This is a genomic window from Pseudomonas sp. 05L36 (assembly GCF_056398125.1).
On record NZ_JBFTOU010000004.1, the window covers coordinates 73,189 to 93,892 of the forward strand.

The following is a 20,704-nucleotide window of genomic DNA, read 5'->3' on the forward strand; positions in this document are numbered from 1 at the left end:
GCACCGGTCATGAGCGAGTTGTCGCAAGTGTCGGTGACGGCACTCAAGGGTGTCGGCGAAGCCATGGCCGAGAAACTGGCCAAGGTCGGCCTGGAAAACCTCCAGGACGTGCTGTTCCACCTGCCCCTGCGCTATCAGGACCGCACCCGTGTCGTCCCGATTGGCGCATTGCGACCCGGACAGGACGCGGTCATCGAAGGCACCGTCAGCGGCGCCGACGTGGTCATGGGCCGTCGGCGCAGCCTGGTGGTTCGACTGCAGGACGGCACCGGGGGCTTAAGCCTGCGTTTCTACCATTTCAGCAACGCGCAAAAAGAAGGCCTCAAACGCGGCACGCGGATTCGCTGTTACGGCGAAGCGCGGCCCGGTGCTTCGGGGCTGGAGATCTACCACCCGGAATACCGCGCCATCACTGGTGACGAACCGCCGCCGGTGGATGAAACCCTGACCCCGGTCTACCCGCTCACCGAAGGTCTGACCCAACAGCGCTTGCGCCAGTTGTGCATGCAGACCCTTACCCTGCTCGGCCCCAGCAGCCTGCCCGACTGGCTGCCGAACGAACTGGCCCGCGACTACCAATTGGCGCCGTTGGCCGATGCGATCCGCTACCTGCACAACCCGCCCGCCGATGCCGATGTCGATGAGCTGGCCCTCGGTCACCACTGGGCGCAGCACCGTCTGGCCTTCGAAGAACTGCTGACCCATCAATTGTCGCAACAGCGTCTGCGCGAAAGCATGCGCTCCCTGCGTGCACCAGCGATGCCCAAAGCCACCCAACTGCCGGCCAAATACCTGGCCAACCTCGGCTTCAACCCGACCGGCGCCCAGCAACGGGTCGGCAACGAAATCGCTTATGACCTCAGCCAGCACGAACCGATGCTGCGGCTGATCCAGGGCGACGTTGGTGCCGGCAAAACCGTGGTTGCTGCCCTCGCTGCACTGCAAGCGTTGGAGGCCGGTTATCAGGTCGCCCTGATGGCGCCCACCGAGATTCTCGCCGAGCAGCACTTCATCACGTTCAAGCGCTGGCTCGAACCACTGGGCATCGAAGTCGCGTGGCTGGCCGGCAAGCTCAAAGGCAAGAACCGCGTGGCTGCGCTGGAGCAAATCGCCAGCGGCACACCGATGGTGGTTGGTACTCACGCGCTGTTCCAGGACGAAGTGCAATTCAAGAACCTCGCGTTGGTGATCATCGACGAGCAGCACCGCTTCGGCGTGCAGCAGCGTCTGGCCTTGCGGCAGAAAGGCGTCGGCGGGCGCATGTGCCCGCATCAATTGATCATGACCGCCACGCCGATTCCGCGCACGTTGGCGATGAGCGCCTACGCAGATCTCGACACCTCGATCCTCGACGAACTGCCACCGGGCCGAACCCCGGTCAACACCGTGCTGATCACCGACACCCGGCGGGTCGAAGTCATCGAGAGGGTGCGTAGCGCCTGCGCCGAGGGGCGTCAGGCCTATTGGGTTTGCACACTGATCGAAGAGTCGGAAGAGTTGACCTGCCAGGCCGCCGAAACCACCTATGAGGACCTCACCGCAGCCCTCGGCGAATTGAAGGTCGGGCTGATCCACGGCCGCATGAAGCCTGCAGAAAAAGCCGCGGTGATGGCCGAGTTCAAGGCCGGCAACCTGCAACTGCTGGTCGCGACCACGGTGATCGAAGTGGGCGTGGACGTACCCAACGCCAGCCTGATGATCATCGAGAACCCCGAGCGCCTGGGTCTGGCGCAACTGCACCAGTTGCGCGGCCGCGTCGGCCGGGGCAGCGCCGTCAGCCATTGCGTGCTGCTCTACCATCCGCCGCTGTCGCAAATCGGCCGTCAGCGCCTGGGCATCATGCGCGAAACCAACGATGGTTTCGTCATCGCCGAAAAGGATCTGGAACTGCGCGGCCCCGGCGAAATGCTCGGCACCCGGCAAACCGGCCTGCTCCAATTCAAGGTCGCAGACCTGATGCGCGATGCCGATTTGTTGCCCGCCGTACGGGATGCAGCCCAGGCATTGCTCGAACGCTGGCCGACCCACGTAAGCCCGCTACTCGACCGCTGGCTGCGTCACGGGCAGCAATACGGCCAAGTGTAAGCACCGTCGCAGTTTCCGGGCCATGGGTTTGAGCAAGCTGGTTATACTCCTGCAATTGTTTTGAAACGGATACAGTCCATGACCGAAGTTGCCCTCGCACCCGCCACCCCGCACGCTCCGTCGGTTATTCGGCTGATGCTGGGCAAGTTGGCCATTGCCTACGAAGAAGTGCTGGACCATCACGGCCTCAATGCCGCGCGCAAAGTGCAGGCCGTTCTGCTGGATGACAGCGTCGGTGCGTTGATGGTGTTGTTCCCGCAGAGCCAGTTGCTCGACCTCAATCGCCTGACCGAACTCACCGGTCGCCGCCTCACTGCCGTACCCGTCGAACGCCTGGAAAAAATGCTCGGCAAACACAACCTGAGCCTGTTGCCCGGCCTGCCGGCGCTCACCAGTTCGCCGTGCCTGTACGAAGAAAGCCTGCTGCGTGAACCGAAGCTGCTGGTCAATTCCGGTGAGCCGGGCGTGCTGCTGGAAATCTCCAGCGAAGACTTCAAGACCATGCTGACCAAAGCCAGCGCCGCCAACTTCGGCGAAAACCTGACCAGCATCCGTCCCAACCTCGACCGCCCCGATGACGACCGCGAGGAAATCACCCAGGCCGTCCAGGCGTTCACCGCGCGGCGCATCCAGCAGCGTCTGGAAGCGACCATCGAAATTCCGCCACTGGCCGAAACCGCGCAAAAAATCATCAAGCTGCGCGTCGACCCCAATGCCACCATCGACGACATCACCGGCGTGGTCGAAACCGACCCGGCGCTGGCCGCTCAAGTCGTGAGCTGGGCGGCATCGCCGTATTACGCCTCACCGGGCAAGATCCGTTCAGTGGAAGACGCCATCGTGCGCGTGCTGGGCTTCGACCTGGTGATCAATCTGGCGCTGGGCCTGGCCCTGGGTAAAACCCTGAGCCTGCCCAAGGACCACCCGCAACACTCCACGCCGTACTGGCAGCAATCGATCTACACCGCCGCCGTCATCGAAGGCCTGACCCGCGCCATGCCGCGCGCCCAGCGCCCGGAAGCCGGCCTGACCTACCTGGCCGGCCTGCTGCACAACTTCGGCTACCTGCTGCTGGCCCACGTGTTCCCGCCGCACTTCTCGCTGATCTGCCGCCACCTGGAGGTTAACCCGCACCTGTGCCACAGCTTTGTGGAACAACACCTGCTGGGCATCAGCCGTGAACAGATCGGCTCGTGGTTGATGCGCTACTGGGACATGCCTGAAGAACTGGCTACCGCCCTGCGCTTCCAGCACGATCCACACTACGACGGCGACTTCGCTGAGTACCCGAACCTGGTCTGCCTGTCAGTGCGCCTGCTGCGCAGCCGTGGCATCGGCTCCGGCCCCGACGAAGACATCCCCGACGCCCTGCTCGAACGCCTTGGCCTGAGCCGCGAAAAAGCCAACGACGTGGTCAGCAAAGTCCTCGAGGCCGAAATGCTGCTGCGCGAACTGGCTTCGCAGTTCACCCAAGGCTGAAAAGCATCGCGAGCAGGCTCGCTCCCACAGGATTCAGGTGAGCCCTGTGGGAGCGAGCCTGCTCGCGATGAATATCACTCGGTCTACCTGAAAGACCTCAAGCCTTGGGCTTGGCCTTCTTCGGCTTCAAATACTTGGTCAGCCCCTGGAACCAGATCACCAGCGCCGGGTTGCCCTTGATCTGAATCGACTTGTCCTGAATCCCCGTCATGAACGCCAGTTGCTTGTTCTTCGCCTGCATCGTGGCAAAGCCATAAGCAGCATCCTTAAAGGCAATCGCAAACGCAGACTCGGCATGCACACCCGATTGGCTGGTGATGCGCTGGTCCTTCACGCGGAAATGCCGCGCCACTTTCCCGTCCAGGGTCTGCAGCTGAAACACCAGGTCCTTGTCACCCAACTGCTGCTGAAACGCCGGACTGGTCCGGCTGGCCTTACCCATCAACAAACCCAGCATCCACAGCAGAAAACGAAATTTCATGTGCACAGCCTCAAGAGAAAAATGAACGGCCGGAGCAGTTTAACGGCTTCAGCTGATAACACCAGTATCCAGCTGCATTAGGAGAAGATCATTACCATTACCTGCACGATGACTACCAAGTCACAATTATCAACACATCACTCCGGCCACTCCACACGCCACTTCTGTACCTGAAGAAACACATTCTGTAGGAGCTGCCGAAGGCTGCGATCTTTTGATCCCCCCACCCTACAAACCTATCGGAAACCTCCTTCAAAATGCTGCGCTATACATGAACCAGGCGAATTTTGAATTCATCGATAACCTCTGATCGTCACCACCAAAAACGGCGACCGGATGTGCAAGTCCGAAATCGGGAGCAAACTTCTTAACCAAGGATTTACACCAATGACTCCGATACCCGACGCATCCGAAAACAAAGCCACATCCCCCTACGAATCCCTCGACTCCAAAAAACTCCACGAAGCCGCCGAACGCGCCCAGGATCACTATCTCGCCCCACCAAAACAAACACCAACGAAACGCAACGGCCAACTCTTCAGTGTCTGCCCGGACATCAACACCGAAGCACTCCTGGCCAACGCCTCGGAAGATCTGCTGTCCATCAGCGCCATCGCCGCTGACCTGGCCGATGATGTAGACGGCTCGCGCCGCTCAGTAGCCTTGGCGATCAGTCGCATGGCTGAAGGGACGCATTTGCTGGTAGAGCGGGTGCTGGATCATCTGGATGAGCCGCAAATGGCGGCGATTCTCGCCAAGCAACAAAGCGGGCTCGGCTGATTCGCCACCCACAAAAAATGGGCACCCAACCCTGGTTGGCGTGCCCATTTTTTATTCCACTCTCCCGCTGCGCGGGAGGTGAAAACGGCTTACGGATTAACGCTGTCTTTCAACGATTTGCCTGGCTTGAACGCAACGGTGTTGCTGGCCTTGATTTTGACGGGTTCGCCGGTTTGCGGGTTTTTGCCGGTACGGGCACCGCGATGGCGTTGCAGGAAGGTACCGAAGCCCACCAGCGTCACGCTGTCTTTGCGGTGCAGGGCACCGGTGATTTCTTCAAGAACGGCGTTGAGAACGCGGTTGGCTTGTTCTTTGGTGAGGTCTGCTTTTTCAGCAATGGCTGCAGCGAGGTCTGGTTTACGCATGTGAGTGAAGCCCCTTTGACGGTTTGTTGTTGTTATGTCCGTGCTGCTCTCTGCGGAGCAGCGCCAAAAGCGCCGCAGGTGCTCTACTCTGCGGCAGACGGGAGTGAGGATGGCACGCAGTGAGGCCCCGCGCCAGTATCGGCGCGGCCATTGTTAGGGCAAAAGGGGGGTGATTCCGACAGAACGACCGGTATTTACGCCAACAGAGCCGGAAGCTCTTTGTTCAGGGCCAGTTTTTCCATCACGGCGGCACCGGTGAGGGCGTAACCGAGCAGCTTGCCCGCGGCATCGCGGCATAACACCTTGATGTCGGCGCCCTGCCCTTCGACTGTCCAGATGCCCTCTGCGCCCCGTGGCGGCGGGGATACCACCAACGGGCAGACCGGGGTTTTGACGGTGATCGGCATCGGGCCATAGGTGACGACGGTCGGATTGCCGGCGAGGGTTTGCGCCAACGCTCGCGCACAGCTCATCAGGGGCATCACGTATAGCAGGTTCAGCCCGTCGACCTCGGCGCAGTCGCCCAGGGCGTAGATGTTGGCGTGGGAGGTTTTCAGGTGCCGGTCGACCATGACGCCGCGGTTGACCTGTAAACCGGCCGCTGCCGCGAGGTCGACCCGTGGGCGCAGGCCAATGGCCGAGACCACCACGTCGCACGGGATCACCTGGCCATCGGACAGGTGCGCTTCCAGGCCTTCCGCCACGCGCTGCAGGCGGTTGAGCACCGGCCCGAGGTGGAAGCGCGCGCCGAGGCTTTCGAGGCCAGCCTGCACGGCAGCCGCGGCCGCCGGGTGCAACAGGGTCGGCATGACTTGCTCGCACGGAGCAACCAGTTGCACTTCGTAGCCGCCCAGGGTCAGGTCGTTGGCGAACTCACAGCCGATCAGGCCCGCGCCGAGCAGCAGCACGCGGCGCTTGCCGGCCGCCGCCGCACGGAAGCGTGCGTAGTCTTCCAGGTCGTTGATCGGGAATACGCAATCCGCCGCGTCGCCTTCAATGGGCACGCGCACGGTTTCGGCGCCCCAGGCCAGGATCAGGTCACGGTAGATCACCGCTTCTTCACCGATCCACAGGCGCTTGTGGCCCGGGTCGATGCCGCTGATGCGCGTGTGGGTGCGTATTTCGGCCTTGAGCTGCTCGGCCATGGCGCCGGGTTCGGCCATGCTCAGGCCATCGGCATCCTTGTTTTTGCCGAAGCCGGTGGAGAGCATCGGCTTTGAGTAGGAGCGTCCGTCATCGGCGGTAATCAGCAGCAGCGGGGTTTCGCTATCGAGTTTGCGAAACTCGCGGGCCACGTTGTAGCCAGCCAGGCCGGTGCCAATGATGACGACAGGTGCGTTCATTCCTTACTCCTCAATTATTCAGGCAGCGATTTCGATCATTTCAAAATCCATTTTGCCCACACCGCAGTCCGGGCACAGCCAGTCTGCCGGCACGTCTTCCCAACGAGTGCCCGGCGCAATGCCGTCATCCGGCCAACCGTCGGCTTCGTTGTAGATCAGGCCGCAGACGATACATTGCCACTTTTTCATTCAGATACTTCCTCAGGGTTCAGGCGTTTTGCCGGCCGGACGGTCGATGGTTGTAGCACTGCCGTCCAACTCAGCGCGTTTTGTACTGATCGGGGCCGCTGGATGCAAGCCTGTTCGGCGCAACGGCAGGCCATTTCAATCGATATCGGCGGCTGACATGTTAAGCTCGCCGCCTCATTTGCTGCCAATAATGACTCATTGTGCATCACACAGAATCCCCCTCTCCAGCTCCTCTCTGGCTCTCGCGCAGCGAACTGGCGCCCCTCCCCGATGCCTCCACCCTCGACTGGCTGTTCGACGAAGGCTCGCTGACCAGACGTCTGATTCATCTGTCGAATGATGCCTTCAGCGTCTCGCCGATGTTCGAAGGCTGGCAACCCCTGCGTGCCGACGAATGCGCAGCACTGGACCTGGCCGATGGCAGTGAGGGCTGGGTGCGCGAGGTGTATTTGCGCGGTCACGGCCAGGCGTGGGTGTTTGCGCGCAGCGTGGCGTCACGCAGTGCATTGCAAGGCGACGGCCTGCACATGGACGAACTGGGCAGCCGCTCGCTGGGCGAATTGCTGTTTTGCGATCAGGCCTTCCAGCGCCGGGCCATCGAGGTTTGCCATTATCCGCAAGCGTGGCTGCCCGCCGAGGTGCAATCGCCTGAGCTGTGGGGCCGCCGCTCGCGCTTCGACCGCGGTGCCTTGAGCGTTTTGGTGGCCGAAATATTCCTGCCTTCCCTGTGGGACGCCGCCTGCGCCCAATCGGAGAACCGCTGATGTACCAAAGCCTGCTCAAGTCCTTGAACCGCTTGAACCCTCGGGCCTGGGACTTCATTCAGCTGACCCGCATGGACAAGCCGATCGGCATTTACCTGCTGCTGTGGCCGACGCTGTGGGCGCTGTGGATTGCCGGCAAGGGTTCGCCGTCCCTGGCCAATATCGTTATTTTCGTCCTCGGCGTGGTGCTGACCCGCGCCGGCGGCTGCGTGATCAACGACTGGGCGGACCGCAAGGTCGATGGCCATGTGAAGCGTACCGAACAGCGGCCGCTGGTGAGCGGCAAAATCAGCTCCAAAGAGGCGCTGGTGTTCTTCGCATTGCTGATGGGCGTGAGTTTCCTGCTGGTGTTGTGCACCAATGCCGCAACGATCTGGCTGTCGTTGGGCGGCCTGGCGCTGGCGTTCAGTTACCCGTTCATGAAGCGCTACACCTATTACCCGCAAGTGGTGCTGGGCGCGGCGTTTTCCTGGGGCATGCCGATGGCGTTCACTGCAGAAACCGGTGAACTGCCGGCTGTTGCGTGGCTGCTGTGGATCGCCAACCTGATGTGGACGGTGGGTTACGACACGTATTACGCGATGACTGACCGCGATGACGACCTGAAGATCGGCGTGAAATCCACGGCGATTCTATTCGGCGATGCAGACCGGGTGATCATCCTGAGCTTGCAAGGCTTGGCGCTGGGCTGCCTGTTGCTGGCCGGGTCGAAGTTCGAGCTCGGTGGCTGGTTCCATCTCGGCTTGCTGACGGCGGCGGGCTGTTTTGCGTGGGAGTTCTGGTACACCCGAAGCAAAGACCGGATGCGCTGCTTCAAGGCGTTTTTGCACAATCACTGGGCGGGTTTGGCGATTTTCGTCGGGATTGTGCTGGATTACGCGCTGCGTTGAAGCATCAAAAAGATCGCCGCCTTCAGCAGCTCCTGCAGAGCAACGAAGGCAGCGATCTGGTGCGACAGGCTACAACCGTTACATATGCTCGTGAACGACGTGCCAGACGTCTTTTTTCTTGTCACCCGTCATGTCTCCGGGTTTTTTGTCGTCCTCGTAGTAGTACAGCGGCTTGCCGCCATAGGCCCATTGCATCTTGCCATCGTCACGCTTGATGACTGTCCATTTACCTTCGGCCTTGGCACCCGCCGGCGCCATCATTGGCGGCCAGTATTTGGCGCACTGGTCGTTGCACATCGACTTGCCGCCCGCGTCCTTGTCATACGTGTAGACCGTCATGCCCTTATGGTCGACCATCATGCCGTCTTTCATCATCGCCGGGTCGGCGGCAAAGGCCAGTGTCGGCAGCGTTAACGCAGCAGTGACCAGCAAAGCCTTCCAGGATTGAGCAATGTAGTTCATGGAAACCTTCCTTTTGTGGTTGTCAGGGTTCGGACTTAGAGCTTAGCCCAGGATCCAGCCAATCGCCGGCCGACTAAAATACTGTCACACGACTGCAATAATTCCGTTATCTAATGCGGCGCAAGACAGTTAAATGACAAGAGGATTAAGGGCATGGTTGGCAGGAGCATTCTGATCGTCGACGACGAAGCGCCTATTCGCGAAATGATCGCCGTGGCATTGGAAATGGCCGGCTATGACTGCCTGGAGGCTGAAAACTCCCAGCAGGCCCACGCCATTATCGTCGACCGCAAACCGGACCTGATCCTGCTCGACTGGATGCTGCCCGGCACGTCCGGTATCGAACTGGCCCGTCGCCTCAAGCGCGATGAACTGACCGGGGACATCCCGATCATCATGCTCACCGCCAAGGGTGAAGAGGACAACAAGATTCAGGGCCTGGAAGTCGGCGCCGACGACTACATCACCAAGCCGTTTTCCCCACGTGAGCTGGTGGCGCGCCTGAAGGCCGTGCTGCGCCGTGCCGGTCCGACCGATGGCGAGGCACCGATCGAAGTCGGCGGCCTGCTGCTGGACCCGATCAGCCACCGCGTGACCATCGATGGCCGTCCCGCCGAGATGGGCCCGACCGAATACCGCCTGCTGCAATTCTTCATGACCCACCAGGAGCGCGCCTACACGCGTGGCCAGTTGCTGGATCAGGTCTGGGGTGGCAACGTCTACGTCGAAGAGCGTACGGTTGACGTGCACATTCGACGCCTGCGCAAAGCCCTCGGCGATGCTTACGAAAATCTGGTACAAACCGTGCGCGGCACTGGCTACCGGTTCTCGACCAAGGCCTGATGATCGCAGCGGTTCCACTTTCAAGGACGTATTTTTTTCGTGAACCAAAACTGGCATGGCACCCTGATTCGCCACATGCTGCTGCTGGTCACCGCCTGCCTGGTGATCGGCCTGGTCACCGGCTATTACGGCTGGAGCCTCGCCGCAGGCCTGGGTCTTTACCTGGCCTGGACCCTCAAGCAATTGCTGCGTCTGCACGAGTGGCTGCGCCTGCACAAACCCGATGAAGCGCCACCTGACGGCTACGGCCTGTGGGGCGAGGTGTTCGACAGCATCTACCACCTGCAACGCCGCGACCAACGGGTACGCGGACGCCTGCAAGCGGTGATCGACCGGGTTCAGGAATCCACCGCCGCGCTGAAAGATGCAGTGATCATGCTCGACACCGACGGCAACCTGGAATGGTGGAACCGCGCCGCCGAAACCCTGCTGGGCCTCAAGACCCCGCAGGATAGCGGCCAGCCGGTGACCAACCTGGTGCGCCATCCGCGCTTCAAGGAATACTTCGAGCAAGACAGCTACGCCGAGCCGCTGGAAATTCCTTCGCCGACCAACGACCGCGTGCGCATTCAGCTGTACATCACCCGTTACGGTAACAATGAGCACTTGATGCTGGTGCGCGATGTGACGCGTATCCATCAGCTGGAGCAAATGCGCAAAGACTTCATCGCCAACGTTTCCCATGAACTGCGCACACCGTTGACGGTGATCTGCGGCTACCTGGAAACCTTGCTCGATAACGTCGACGAAGTGAACCCGCGCTGGAGCCGTGCCTTGCAGCAGATGCAGCAACAAGGCGGACGCATGCAGACCTTGCTCAACGACCTGTTGTTGCTGGCCAAGCTGGAAGCCACCGATTATCCGTCGGACAACCAGCCGGTGCCGATCGACGGCTTGCTGCAATCGATCAAGAGCGATGCGCAGCAGTTGTCCGGCCAGAAAAACCAGAAAATCATCCTGGAAGCCGACCCGACGATTCTGCTCAAGGGCAGCGAGGCTGAGTTGCGCAGTGCGTTTTCCAACCTGGTGTTCAACGCGGTGAAATACACCCCGGCCGAAGGCAATATCCGAATTCGCTGGTGGGGCGATGACCAGGGAGCGCACCTGAGTGTGCAGGACTCCGGGATCGGCATCGATGCCAAACACCTGCCGCGCCTGACCGAACGCTTCTATCGCGTCGACTCCAGCCGCAACTCCAACACCGGCGGCACGGGCCTGGGGCTGGCAATCGTCAAACACGTTTTGTTACGTCATCGGGCACGGATGGAAATCGGCAGTGTACCGGGCCACGGCAGCACCTTTACCTGCCACTTTGCCCCGGCTCAGGTCACCAAATCACGGGTTATCAGCACCGCCGATTGATACCGGCCAGCACGCGCCACTAGGCAACCGCCAAGTCAGCCGCTACATTGGCTGACTTGCGCCTGCCTTTCAGACGCGGTTTTTTCTTCTCTCTTGAATATACGGAACCCGCAAAACTCCATCATGGACCCTTCCCCTGGCTTGACCCTCGCTACAATTTTCGCCGACTTCGGCATGATTCTTTTTGCTCTGATCCTGGTTTTGCTCAACGGTTTTTTCGTTGCGGCGGAATTTGCCATGGTCAAGCTACGCTCGACCCGAGTCGAGGCCATCGCTGACAAAAACGGCTGGCGCGGGCACATCCTGCGCACCGTGCACAGTCAACTCGATGCTTACCTGTCTGCCTGCCAATTGGGTATCACCCTCGCCTCCCTGGGCCTGGGTTGGGTCGGTGAACCTGCGTTTGCCCACATTCTTGAGCCGGTGTTGAGCGCGGTCGGAGTCGATTCGGCCGAAATCGTCAAGGCGGTATCGTTCTTCACCGCGTTCTTCATCATTTCCTACCTGCACATCGTGGTCGGCGAACTGGCCCCGAAATCCTGGGCGATCCGCAAGCCCGAATTGCTGTCGCTGTGGACCGCCGTGCCGCTGTACCTGTTCTACTGGACCATGTACCCGGCCATCTACCTGCTCAACGCCAGCGCCAACACCATCCTGCGCATTGCAGGGCAAGGTGAACCCGGCCCGCATCACGAGCATCACTACAGCCGTGAAGAACTGAAACTGATCCTGCACTCCAGCCGTGGCCAGGACCCGAGCGACCAAGGCATGCGTGTATTGGCCTCGGCGGTGGAGATGGGCGAACTGGAAGTGGTCGACTGGGCCAACTCCCGGGAAGACCTGGTCACCCTGGAGTTCAATGCACCGCTCAAGGAAATCCTGGCGTTGTTCCGTCGCCACAAATTCAGCCGCTACCCGGTGTACGACAGCGAGCGCCAGGAGTTCGTCGGCCTGCTGCACATCAAGGATCTGCTGCTGGAACTGGCGGCGCTGGACCACATTCCCGAGTCGTTCAACCTGGCCGAACTGACCCGCCCGCTGGAGCGTGTATCGCGGCACATGCCGCTGTCGCAGCTGCTGGAGCAGTTCCGCAAGGGCGGCTCGCACTTCGCTGTGGTCGAAGAGGCCGACGGCAACATCATCGGCTACCTGACCATGGAAGACGTGCTGGAAGTGCTGGTGGGCGACATCCAGGACGAACACCGCAAGGCCGAACGCGGGATCCTCGCGTATCAGCCGGGCAAACTGCTGGTGCGGGGCGATACGCCGCTGTTCAAGGTTGAACGACTGCTGGGCATCGACCTCGACCACGTCGAAGCCGAAACCCTTGCCGGACTGGTCTATGAGAGCCTCAAGCGCGTTCCGGAAGAGGAAGAAGTGCTGGAAGTCGAAGGCCTGCGGATCATCATCAAGAAGATGAAAGGGCCGAAGATCGTTCTGGCCAAGGTGTTGATGCTGGATTGATGCGATTCGTTAAACCGCATTGATCCCAAAAGATCGCAGCCTTCGGCAGCTCCTACAGGGTGTACACATGACACTGTAGGAGCTGCCGAAGGCTGCGATCTTTTGTTTCAAGGCTTCACTGCTTGCCCAACGCAAAGTTGGGCAACGCACCCACCGGCTGGTTGAACTGGTATGGAATCGATACCAGCCCCAGCCCGGTATTGCGCTGCACCACGAAGTGCAAATGCGGCCCGGTGCTGTTGCCGGTGTTGCCCGACAGCGCCAAGGCGCTGCCCACCTGTACCCGCTGACCTTCCCGAACGCAGACCGAGCCTTTCTTCAGGTGCAGGTAAACGCCCATGGTCCCGTCATCGTGCAACACCCGCACGAAATTGCCGGATGCATCGGTGCCGCGCCCGCTCTGGCGATTTTCGGTTTTCACCACCACGCCGCCCCGCGCGGCGATGATCGGCGTACCCTCCGGCATCGCGATGTCTATGGCGTAACGACTCTTGGGGCCGAAGTGGCTATAGGGGCCATTGGCGCCCTGACTGATCCGGAACGGTCCGCCACGCCAGGGCAACGGGTACCGATAGCCCACCGTGGGCCCTGAGGGGTCGCCCAGGGAGTATTTGAACTTCGGGACGTACGCGAGGGGCCTCCCACCTTTAGTCGCCGTAAGCCGCGCCAGGCGAACGCTGCTGCGTAGCGGTATCACGCGACGAATCGTCCCGCCCGGCACACCGCTGGCGTTCTTCACCCCGGCGAAACTCAATTCGACCTCTACTGGCGCATACAGGTCATTGCGCACGTAAACGCTGTGCACACCATTTTTCTTCATGACGACGAGGCGCACCTGACGCTCAAGGTGCTCGACCATGCCATCGCGAAAAACGAACACGTGGGCGCCTTTGCTGGGGCGGTCGCTGTAGGAAACCACGCCATAAGCGTCTTTGGACTTGTAGATGGTCATGGCCATGGCCGAGGTGGCGACCATGAACAGGCCACATAAAAACAGCAGGCGCGTGAACATGAGCAAGGATTCTGTCGAGTGAGGCCTGGGATTGAGCCTAGCAGCTGCAATGGACCCGAGTAGTCGACAGTTGTTTCAAAGAGACAAGATCAAAAGATCGCAGCCTTCGGCAGCTCCTACAGGTGTACACATAAACCTGTAGGAGCTGCCGAAGGCTGCGATCTTTCACAAGCGACGAAGATCACGCGCCAGGAATGAAGTGCTTCTGCGCCGTACCCCGCGCAATCAGGCGCGAGATGTAATCGAGCTTCTGCGCATCCTGGTCGACAAAGCGGAAGGTCAGTTGCAACCAGTCGCTGTCGGGCTTCGGTTCGTGGGCCACGACGGCGTGCAGATAGCCGTTGAGGCGGGCGATTTCGGCATTGTCGCCCTGCTCCAGGTCCAGCACGGCGCTGTCGAGGATCTGCGGCAGGGTCTCGGTACGCTTGACCACCAACAGGGCTTCCTTGAGGCTCAAGGCCTTGATCACGCATTGCGCGATGCCGTTCGGCAAGCGCAACTGGCCCTGACTACGGCCGCTGGTGGGTGCCGAAGAGGCCGCAGGCGCCTTGACCGGCGGGCTGTTGAGCAAGCCTTTGGACGGTGCGGGTGCGGCCGTTGCCATGGCGACGGGCGCCTTGCCACCGGTCAAGGCGGCGAGGGAGTCGTTACCGAATGCCGGACTCGTTTTGGTCGCGGCTACGTTGATCAAGGCATCGAGTTTGCCGACCTTGTGCAGCGCCTGCTTGACCTTGGTGATCAATTGCTCGTTGGTAAACGGCTTGCTGACGTAACCGGAAACTCCGGCCTGGATCGCCTGGACGACGTTCTCCTTGTCGCCACGGCTGGTCACCATCACGAAGGGCATGGCTTTGAGGTTGTCTTGCTCGCGGCACCAGGTCAGCAGCTCAAGGCCAGACATTTCCGGCATTTCCCAGTCGCACAGGACCAGGTCGAAGGCTTCCTTGGCCAGCATGGCCTGGGCCTTTCTGCCGTTGATCGCGTCTTCGATCCGCATGCCCGGGAAATAATTGCGCAGGCACTTTTTCACCAAGTCACGAATGAACGACGCGTCGTCCACGACCAACACACTGACCTTACTCATCCACCACCCCTTTAAAAAATCCCGGCCAGCATACCGCCCTGCTGATGGCACATCGCCAAAAACCTTCAGTCACGCCGGACTTTTCGTTCGCGGGTGCTGCTTTTCGAATTCGTGAAGCGCAAACAAAAACGCCCGGCCAAAAGGCCGGGCGCTTTACTTGGGCAACCTTACTTATCGTCAGTTTTGCCCGGAACATTAGCGCTTTCGCCACTGGTTCCTTCAACTTCTTCCTTCATGCGCTTGAGCCCCAGGTGCCGCACGTCGGTGCCGCGTACCAGGTAGATCACCAGCTCCGAGATATTGCGCGCGTGGTCGCCGATACGCTCCAGCGAACGCAGCACCCAGATAATGCTCAGAACCCGCGAAATGGAACGCGGATCTTCCATCATGTAGGTGGCCAGCTCACGCAGGGCAGTCTTGTATTCGCGGTCGATGATCTTGTCGTACTGCGCCACCGACAAGGCCAGCTCGGCGTCGAAACGGGCAAAGGCGTCCAGTGCATCGCGGACCATGTTGCGTACCTGGTCACCGATGTGGCGCACTTCCACATAACCACGCGGAGCTTCGCCTTCTTCGCACAGCTGGATGGCGCGACGGGCGATCTTGGTCGCTTCGTCACCGATGCGCTCCAGATCGATCACCGACTTGGAAATGCTGATGATCAGGCGCAGGTCGGAAGCCGCCGGCTGACGACGAGCCAGAATGCGCAGGCATTCCTCGTCGATGTTTCGCTCCATCTGGTTGATCTGGTCGTCGATCTCGCGCACCTGCTGGGCCAGGCCGGAGTCGGCCTCGATCAGCGCGGTCACCGCGTCGTTGACCTGTTTCTCGACCAGCCCGCCCATGGCCAGGAGGTGGCTGCGCACTTCCTCCAGTTCGGCGTTGAACTGCTGGGAGATGTGGTGTGTAAGGCCTTCCTTAGAAATCATGTTGTCTGCTCCGCAAAAGCTGTGAGCTGCAAGCTACAAGCTGCAAGCTGATGTGTGTCGTACCCGAACCGCTCTTACTTGCCGCTTGAAGCGTGCGGCTTGTGGCTACTGCTAGCCGTAGCGACCGGTGATGTAGTCTTCGGTCTGCTTCTTCGCCGGATTGGTGAACAGCGTATCGGTGTCGCCAAACTCGACCAGCTTGCCCATGTACATGAACGCTGTGTAGTCGGACACCCGCGCCGCCTGTTGCATGTTGTGGGTCACGATCACGATGGTGAACTTGGATTTCAGTTCGTAGATCAGCTCTTCGACTTTCAGCGTGGAGATCGGGTCGAGTGCCGAGCATGGTTCGTCGAGCAGCAGCACTTCCGGCTCCACGGCGATGGTGCGGGCGATCACCAGACGTTGCTGCTGACCACCGGACAGGCCCAGTGCCGATTCGTGCAGACGGTCCTTGACCTCGTCCCACAGTGCCGCGCCTTTCAACGCCCACTCAACGGCTTCGTCGAGGACGCGCTTCTTGTTGATGCCCTGGATGCGCAGGCCGTAAACCACGTTTTCGTAGATGGTTTTCGGGAACGGGTTGGGCTTCTGGAACACCATGCCGACGCGACGACGCAGCTCGGCCACGTCTTCGCCCTTGCGGTAGATGTTGCTGCCGTACAGGTTGATCGCGCCATCGACACGGCAGCCGTCAACCAGGTCGTTCATGCGGTTGAAGGTACGCAGCAGCGTGGACTTGCCACAGCCGGACGGGCCGATGAAGGCGGTCACGCGCTGTTTCGGGATGTTCATGCTGACGTCGTACAGCGCTTGTTTGTCGCCGTAGAACAGGCTCAGGCCCGGCACTTCGATGGCTACGGTTTCCTGCTCGAGGTTCAGGCTCTGCTTGTCGCGACCCAGCGCCGACATGTTGATGCCGTGGGTATGTGCTTCGTGCTGCATGGGAGGCTCCCTGTGCTAACAAATTCGGTTCGTTTTCCGCCGGCCTTGGCCTGCGGTTACACAATTCTTTCTGTAGGAGCGAGCTTGCTCGCGATGGTCGTTCAGACACAAAAAATGTGTCGGATGTACCTTCTTCGCGAGCAAGCTCGCTCCTACAGGGTTATCAGCTGTCCAGCGCCTTGTACTTCTCGCGCAGGTGGTTACGGATGTACACCGCCGACAGGTTCAACGTGGCGATCACCAGCACCAGCAGCAGCGCCGTGGCGTACACCAGTGGCCGCGCGGCTTCGACGTTCGGGCTCTGGAAGCCGACGTCATAGATGTGGAAGCCCAAGTGCATGATCTTCTGGTCCAGGTGCAGGTACGGGTAGTTACCGTCCACCGGCAGCGACGGCGCCAGTTTCACCACACCTACCAGCATCAGCGGCGCCACTTCACCCGCGGCGCGGGCCACGGCGAGGATCATGCCGGTCATCATCGCCGGGCTGGCCATCGGCAGCACGATCTTCCACAAGGTTTCCGCCTTGGTCGCGCCGAGGGCCAACGAGCCTTCACGCACGGTGCGAGGAATCCGCGCCAGGCCTTCTTCGGTGGCCACGATCACCACCGGCACCGCCAGCAGCGCCAGGGTCAACGAGGCCCAGAGCAGACCCGGTGTGCCGAAGGTTGGTGCCGGCAAGGCTTCCGGGAAGAACAGACGGTCGAGCGAGCCACCCAGCACATAGACGAAGAAGCCCAGGCCGAACACGCCGTAAACGATGGCCGGAACACCTGCCAGGTTGTTCACCGCGATGCGGATCACCCGGGTCAGCGCGTTCTGCTTGGCGTATTCACGCAGGTACACCGCCGCCAGCACGCCGAACGGGGTCACGATCATCGCCATGATCAGGGTCATCATCACGGTGCCGAAGATGGCCGGGAAGATCCCGCCTTCGGTGTTCGCTTCACGCGGGTCGTCGCTCAGGAACTCCCAGACCTTGCTGAAGTAGAAACCGATCTTGGTGGTCGTGCTCATGGCGTTCGGCTGATAGGCGTGAACCACTTTGCCGATGCCGATTTCGATTTCCTTACCGTTCGCATCGCGGGCGGTCAGGCTGTCGCGGTTGAACTGCGCATGCAGGTCGCTCAGGCGCGCTTCAACATCCTGATAGCGAGCATTGAGTTCGGCGCGCTCCGATTCCATGTCCGCTTGTGCAGTGGCGTCGAGTTTGCCATCCAGTTCAAGCTTGCGACCGTGCAAACGGATGCGCTCGAGACCGGCGTTGATCGCGCCGATGTCGGTTTTTTCCAGGTTCTTGAGCTGTGCAGCCAGCTTGTTGACGCGGTCGACACGGGCCTGCAACTCAGGCCATGCGGCTTCGCCCTCAGCGACAACCTTGCCATCCTGTTTGACGTTGACCAAGTAACCGTAGAAGTTGCCCCACTCACGACGCTCGATGGCCATCAGCTCCGGCGGCGTCGTCTGGTTGGTCAGCCACTCGCCGACGATCCAGGTGAAGTCGTTGCCGTTCAGGTCACGGTTGCCGACCTTGATCAGCTCGCGGGTCATGAACTCCGGGCCTTCGTCAGGCACCGGCAGGCCGGCGCTCTTCAGGCGGGCGCGTGGCACTTCTTCTTTCTGCACCACTTCGCCAATGACCAGGTGTTGGCCCTGGCCCGGTACGTCGTAGCTGGCGTGGATCAGATCCGCCGGCCAGAAGTGACCCAGGCCACGCACGGCAATCACGGCCAGCAGGCCAATGGTCATGATGACCGCGATGGACACTGCGCCACCGCTGATCCAGACGCCGGGAGCGCCGCTCTTGAACCATCCTTTCAGGGAGTTCTGTTTCACAGACTTCTACCTTTCTTAAAGCGACGAGTATTTCTTGCGCAGACGCTGACGAATCAGTTCCGCGAGGGTGTTCATGACGAAGGTGAACAACAGCAGCACCAGCGCCGAGAGGAACAGCACGCGGTAGTGGCTGCCGCCGACTTCCGATTCGGGCATTTCCACCGCGACGTTGGCTGCCAGGGTGCGCAGGCCTTCGAACAGGTTCATTTCCATGACCGGGGTGTTACCGGTGGCCATCAACACGATCATGGTTTCACCGACGGCACGGCCCATGCCGATCATCAGCGCCGAGAAGATGCCCGGGCTGGCGGTGAGGATCACCACGCGCGTCATGGTCTGCCACGGCGTGGCACCGAGGGCCAGGGAGCCCAGGGTCAGGCCGCGAGGCACGCTGAACACGGCGTCTTCGGCGATGGAGTAGATGTTCGGGATGACCGCGAAGCCCATGGCCAGACCGACTACCAGGGCGTTGCGCTGGTCGTAGGTGATGCCCAGGTCGTGGGAGATCCACATGCGCATGTCACCGCCGAAGAACCAGTTCTCCATGAACGGGCTCATGTACAGCGACAGCCAGCCCACAAACAGGATCACCGGAATCAGCAGCGCACTTTCCCAGCCATCCGGGACTTTCAGGCGGATCGACTCAGGCAGGCGGCTGAAGGTGAAACCGGCGACCAGAATGCCGATCGGCAGCAACATCAGCAGGCTGAAGATGCCGGGCAAATGCCCTTCCACATAGGGCGCGAGGAACAGACCGGCGAAGAAACCGAGGATCACCGTCGGCATCGCTTCCATCAGCTCGATCACCGGCTTGACCTTGCGGCGCATGCCCGGGGCCATGAAGTAGGCGGTATAGATCGCAGCGGCAACGGCCAGTGGAGCGGCCAGCAGCATGGCGTAGAACGCGGCTTTCAAGGTACCGAAGGTCAGCGGCGACAGGCTCAGCTTGGGTTCGAAGTCGGTGTTGGCGGCGGTCGATTGCCAGACGTATTTAGGCTCGTCGTAGTTCTCGTACCAGACCTTGCTCCACAGTGCGCTCCACGAGACTTCCGGGTGCGGGTTGTCGAGCAGCAGCGGGTGCAACTTGCCGCTGGCTTCCACGATCACGCGGTTGGCGCGAGGCGACAGACCGAAAACGCCTTGGCCTTCAGCGACCGGTTCCACCAGCAAGGTGCGGTGGGCGGTGCTGTGGAACACGCCGAGCTTGCCGGAAGCGTCGAGGGCAACGAAGCCCTTGCGGCGTTCTTCGGCAGTGATTTCAACGATAGGCGTGGTGCCCATCTGGAAGGTGCGGATCTGCTTCAGGCGTTGTTCGCCATCGGGGTCGCGAGCCATGAACCACTGGGCCAGGCCACCTTTGGAGTCACCGATGATCAGCGAGATACCGCCCACCAGCTGGGTGCTGGCGGTGACTTCGGTTTCGCCGTTTTCCACCAGTTTGTAGCGACCGTTGAGGCTCTTGTCGCGCAGGCTGAACACGTCGGCCTGGGCACGCCCGTTGATCACGTACAACCACTGTTGACGCGGGTCGACGAAGATGTTCTTCACCGGCTCGTTCATCTGCGGCAGTTCGATGCGCTTCTGCTCGTTGGTGACTTCGCCGGTCATCATGTTCTCTTCGCTGGTCAGCGACAGAACATTGAGTTGTGAACCGGTGGCGCCAACCAGCATCAGGGTCGAGTCGTTGGCGTTGAGGCTGACGTGCTCCAGCGCACCGCCGGCTTCGTTCACCGCGATTGGCGCTTCGCCATACGGGTACTCGATGGCCGGGGTGATGGTTTTCTTGCCTTCCGGGTAGCTGACTTTATAGGTGTGGCGGAACACCAGTGCCTGGCCGTTGGATAGGCCCACCGCCACCAGCGGATGACCTGGCTGGTCTTCTCCGATGGAGGTCACGGTAGTGCCGGCCGGGATCGACAAATCGACGCGCTTGAGTTCGGCGCCACTGTCGATGTCGAAGAACAATGCCTGGCCCTTGTCAGAAACCCGCATCGCAACCTGGTTCTGTTCTTCCAGGGAGATCATCAGCGGCTTGCCGGCGTCTTGCATCCAGGCTGGCGTGATGGCGTCCTTGGCGGTCAGGCTGGCACCCTGGAACAGGGGCGCGACGACGTAGGCAAGGAAGAAGAAGATCAAGGTGATCGCGCCCAGCACAGCGAGGCCGCCAACGAGGACGTACCAGCGGGTCAGGCGATCTTTGAGCGCGCGAATGCGGCGCTTGCGTTGTAGCTCAGGCGTATTGAAATCAATTCGCTTGGGGGGATTAGTAGTCATGTTGGAATTGGCCAGATCATTCATTCGCACACCCTAGCGATCCTGTATGACAGAAAGATGACAGTGCAGTGACGCAACAAATCCGCCGCTGGCGGTAACCAGCAGCGGATAGAGAATTA

19 protein-coding genes are annotated in these 20,704 nt (G+C 60.7%); 8 read left to right on the top strand and 11 right to left on the bottom strand.

Translation table 11 applies throughout. The annotated features are described in order from the left end of the window. Positions 1-9: 9 nt before the first annotated feature. Together recG and AC1DKH_RS05930 are read left to right on the top strand one after the other, a co-directional pair. Entirely contained in the window at positions 10-2,085 is a 2,076-nt protein-coding gene (recG, locus tag AC1DKH_RS05925) for an ATP-dependent DNA helicase RecG (RefSeq protein WP_223460471.1), read from the top strand. A gap of 78 nt (positions 2,086-2,163) precedes the next feature. After that, positions 2,164-3,564 carry an aminoacyl-tRNA deacylase and HDOD domain-containing protein gene (locus AC1DKH_RS05930; protein WP_477752258.1) on the top strand — a complete coding sequence of 467 codons (1,401 nt, stop codon included), beginning with the start codon at positions 2,164-2,166 and terminating at the stop codon, positions 3,562-3,564. Positions 3,565-3,661: 97 nt separating this feature from the next. On the opposite strand, the gene AC1DKH_RS05935 is transcribed toward AC1DKH_RS05930, so the two are convergent. Next, complete coding sequence (locus AC1DKH_RS05935; RefSeq protein WP_477797706.1) at positions 3,662-4,045, bottom strand: helicase; 384 nt, start codon at positions 4,043-4,045, stop codon at positions 3,662-3,664. A 387-nt stretch (positions 4,046-4,432) separates the two neighbouring features. On the opposite strand from AC1DKH_RS05935, the gene AC1DKH_RS05940 reads away from it, so the two are divergent. Further along, on the top strand, positions 4,433-4,825 hold the full coding sequence (locus tag AC1DKH_RS05940; RefSeq protein ID WP_477797707.1) for a DUF6124 family protein: 393 nt from the start codon (positions 4,433-4,435) through the stop codon (positions 4,823-4,825). 89 nt (positions 4,826-4,914) lie between these two features. On the opposite strand, the gene AC1DKH_RS05945 is transcribed toward AC1DKH_RS05940, so the two are convergent. The 3 genes from AC1DKH_RS05945 to AC1DKH_RS05955 form a co-directional block, all read right to left on the bottom strand. After that, a complete protein-coding gene (locus AC1DKH_RS05945; protein WP_003195589.1) occupies positions 4,915-5,190 on the bottom strand; it encodes an HU family DNA-binding protein in 276 nt (91 codons plus the stop codon). Positions 5,191-5,384: 194 nt separating this feature from the next. Then, positions 5,385-6,533, bottom strand: a complete 1,149-nt coding sequence (locus tag AC1DKH_RS05950) for an NAD(P)/FAD-dependent oxidoreductase (RefSeq protein WP_477797708.1) — start codon at positions 6,531-6,533, stop codon at positions 5,385-5,387. An 18-nt stretch (positions 6,534-6,551) separates the two neighbouring features. Next, positions 6,552-6,722 (bottom strand): rubredoxin, encoded by a 171-nt coding sequence (locus tag AC1DKH_RS05955; protein ID WP_007995385.1) that lies wholly within the window; start codon positions 6,720-6,722, stop codon positions 6,552-6,554. A 200-nt stretch (positions 6,723-6,922) separates the two neighbouring features. Here AC1DKH_RS05955 and AC1DKH_RS05960 point away from each other — a divergent pair, with 200 nt between their 5' ends. Then, positions 6,923-7,486, top strand: coding sequence for a chorismate--pyruvate lyase family protein (locus AC1DKH_RS05960; protein WP_046038922.1), 564 nt, complete (start codon positions 6,923-6,925; stop codon positions 7,484-7,486). Beyond that, positions 7,486-8,376, top strand: coding sequence for a 4-hydroxybenzoate octaprenyltransferase (gene ubiA, locus AC1DKH_RS05965; RefSeq protein ID WP_477797709.1), 891 nt, complete (start codon positions 7,486-7,488; stop codon positions 8,374-8,376). The genes AC1DKH_RS05960 and ubiA overlap by 1 nt, the downstream gene beginning before the upstream one ends. A gap of 78 nt (positions 8,377-8,454) precedes the next feature. Here ubiA and AC1DKH_RS05970 read toward each other — a convergent pair whose 3' ends face one another. Further along, on the bottom strand, positions 8,455-8,838 hold the full coding sequence (locus AC1DKH_RS05970; protein ID WP_477797710.1) for a COG4315 family predicted lipoprotein: 384 nt from the start codon (positions 8,836-8,838) through the stop codon (positions 8,455-8,457). Positions 8,839-8,991: 153 nt separating this feature from the next. On the opposite strand from AC1DKH_RS05970, the gene phoB reads away from it, so the two are divergent. The 3 genes from phoB (at position 8,992) to AC1DKH_RS05985 (ending at position 12,507) form a co-directional block, all read left to right on the top strand. Then, entirely contained in the window at positions 8,992-9,681 is a 690-nt protein-coding gene (gene phoB, locus AC1DKH_RS05975) for a phosphate regulon transcriptional regulator PhoB (RefSeq protein WP_003229608.1), read from the top strand. A 75-nt stretch (positions 9,682-9,756) separates the two neighbouring features. After that, on the top strand, positions 9,757-11,043 hold the full coding sequence (gene phoR / locus AC1DKH_RS05980) for a phosphate regulon sensor histidine kinase PhoR (RefSeq protein ID WP_477797792.1): 1,287 nt from the start codon (positions 9,757-9,759) through the stop codon (positions 11,041-11,043). Positions 11,044-11,166: 123 nt separating this feature from the next. Next, positions 11,167-12,507, top strand: coding sequence for a hemolysin family protein (locus tag AC1DKH_RS05985; protein WP_477797711.1), 1,341 nt, complete (start codon positions 11,167-11,169; stop codon positions 12,505-12,507). 115 nt (positions 12,508-12,622) lie between these two features. Here the strand turns inward: AC1DKH_RS05985 and AC1DKH_RS05990 are convergent, their stop codons facing one another. From AC1DKH_RS05990 to AC1DKH_RS06015, 6 genes are all read right to left on the bottom strand, one after another. Continuing rightward, the gene (locus tag AC1DKH_RS05990) at positions 12,623-13,519 is read right to left on the bottom strand and encodes a peptidoglycan DD-metalloendopeptidase family protein (protein ID WP_477797712.1); all 897 of its coding nucleotides are present in this window, start codon (positions 13,517-13,519) and stop codon (positions 12,623-12,625) included. Between the two features lie 181 nt (positions 13,520-13,700). Further along, positions 13,701-14,603 carry a response regulator gene (locus AC1DKH_RS05995; RefSeq protein ID WP_477797713.1) on the bottom strand — a complete coding sequence of 301 codons (903 nt, stop codon included), beginning with the start codon at positions 14,601-14,603 and terminating at the stop codon, positions 13,701-13,703. Between the two features lie 167 nt (positions 14,604-14,770). After that, positions 14,771-15,532 (bottom strand): phosphate signaling complex protein PhoU, encoded by a 762-nt coding sequence (gene phoU, locus AC1DKH_RS06000; RefSeq protein ID WP_046038908.1) that lies wholly within the window; start codon positions 15,530-15,532, stop codon positions 14,771-14,773. A 111-nt stretch (positions 15,533-15,643) separates the two neighbouring features. After that, positions 15,644-16,477 carry a phosphate ABC transporter ATP-binding protein PstB gene (pstB, locus tag AC1DKH_RS06005; protein ID WP_477752248.1) on the bottom strand — a complete coding sequence of 278 codons (834 nt, stop codon included), beginning with the start codon at positions 16,475-16,477 and terminating at the stop codon, positions 15,644-15,646. Positions 16,478-16,640: 163 nt separating this feature from the next. After that, the gene (gene pstA / locus AC1DKH_RS06010; protein WP_477797714.1) at positions 16,641-18,311 is read right to left on the bottom strand and encodes a phosphate ABC transporter permease PstA; all 1,671 of its coding nucleotides are present in this window, start codon (positions 18,309-18,311) and stop codon (positions 16,641-16,643) included. A gap of 15 nt (positions 18,312-18,326) precedes the next feature. Continuing rightward, positions 18,327-20,609 (bottom strand): ABC transporter permease subunit, encoded by a 2,283-nt coding sequence (locus tag AC1DKH_RS06015; RefSeq protein ID WP_477797715.1) that lies wholly within the window; start codon positions 20,607-20,609, stop codon positions 18,327-18,329. Positions 20,610-20,704 lie beyond the last annotated feature (95 nt).

Coding starts and splice junctions, on each gene's coding strand:
- recG (WP_223460471.1), top strand. CDS start 10: ATGAGCGAGTTGTCGCAAGTGTCGGTGACGGCACTCAAGGGTGTCGGC.
- AC1DKH_RS05930 (WP_477752258.1), top strand. CDS start 2,164: ATGACCGAAGTTGCCCTCGCACCCGCCACCCCGCACGCTCCGTCGGTT.
- AC1DKH_RS05935 (WP_477797706.1), bottom strand. CDS start 4,045: ATGAAATTTCGTTTTCTGCTGTGGATGCTGGGTTTGTTGATGGGTAAG.
- AC1DKH_RS05940 (WP_477797707.1), top strand. CDS start 4,433: ATGACTCCGATACCCGACGCATCCGAAAACAAAGCCACATCCCCCTAC.
- AC1DKH_RS05945 (WP_003195589.1), bottom strand. CDS start 5,190: ATGCGTAAACCAGACCTCGCTGCAGCCATTGCTGAAAAAGCAGACCTC.
- AC1DKH_RS05950 (WP_477797708.1), bottom strand. CDS start 6,533: ATGAACGCACCTGTCGTCATCATTGGCACCGGCCTGGCTGGCTACAAC.
- AC1DKH_RS05955 (WP_007995385.1), bottom strand. CDS start 6,722: ATGAAAAAGTGGCAATGTATCGTCTGCGGCCTGATCTACAACGAAGCC.
- ubiA (WP_477797709.1), top strand. CDS start 7,486: ATGTACCAAAGCCTGCTCAAGTCCTTGAACCGCTTGAACCCTCGGGCC.
- AC1DKH_RS05970 (WP_477797710.1), bottom strand. CDS start 8,838: ATGAACTACATTGCTCAATCCTGGAAGGCTTTGCTGGTCACTGCTGCG.
- phoB (WP_003229608.1), top strand. CDS start 8,992: ATGGTTGGCAGGAGCATTCTGATCGTCGACGACGAAGCGCCTATTCGC.
- phoR (WP_477797792.1), top strand. CDS start 9,757: ATGCTGCTGCTGGTCACCGCCTGCCTGGTGATCGGCCTGGTCACCGGC.
- AC1DKH_RS05985 (WP_477797711.1), top strand. CDS start 11,167: ATGGACCCTTCCCCTGGCTTGACCCTCGCTACAATTTTCGCCGACTTC.
- AC1DKH_RS05990 (WP_477797712.1), bottom strand. CDS start 13,519: ATGTTCACGCGCCTGCTGTTTTTATGTGGCCTGTTCATGGTCGCCACC.
- AC1DKH_RS05995 (WP_477797713.1), bottom strand. CDS start 14,603: ATGAGTAAGGTCAGTGTGTTGGTCGTGGACGACGCGTCGTTCATTCGT.
- phoU (WP_046038908.1), bottom strand. CDS start 15,532: ATGATTTCTAAGGAAGGCCTTACACACCACATCTCCCAGCAGTTCAAC.
- pstB (WP_477752248.1), bottom strand. CDS start 16,477: ATGCAGCACGAAGCACATACCCACGGCATCAACATGTCGGCGCTGGGT.
- AC1DKH_RS06015 (WP_477797715.1), bottom strand. CDS start 20,609: ATGAATGATCTGGCCAATTCCAACATGACTACTAATCCCCCCAAGCGA.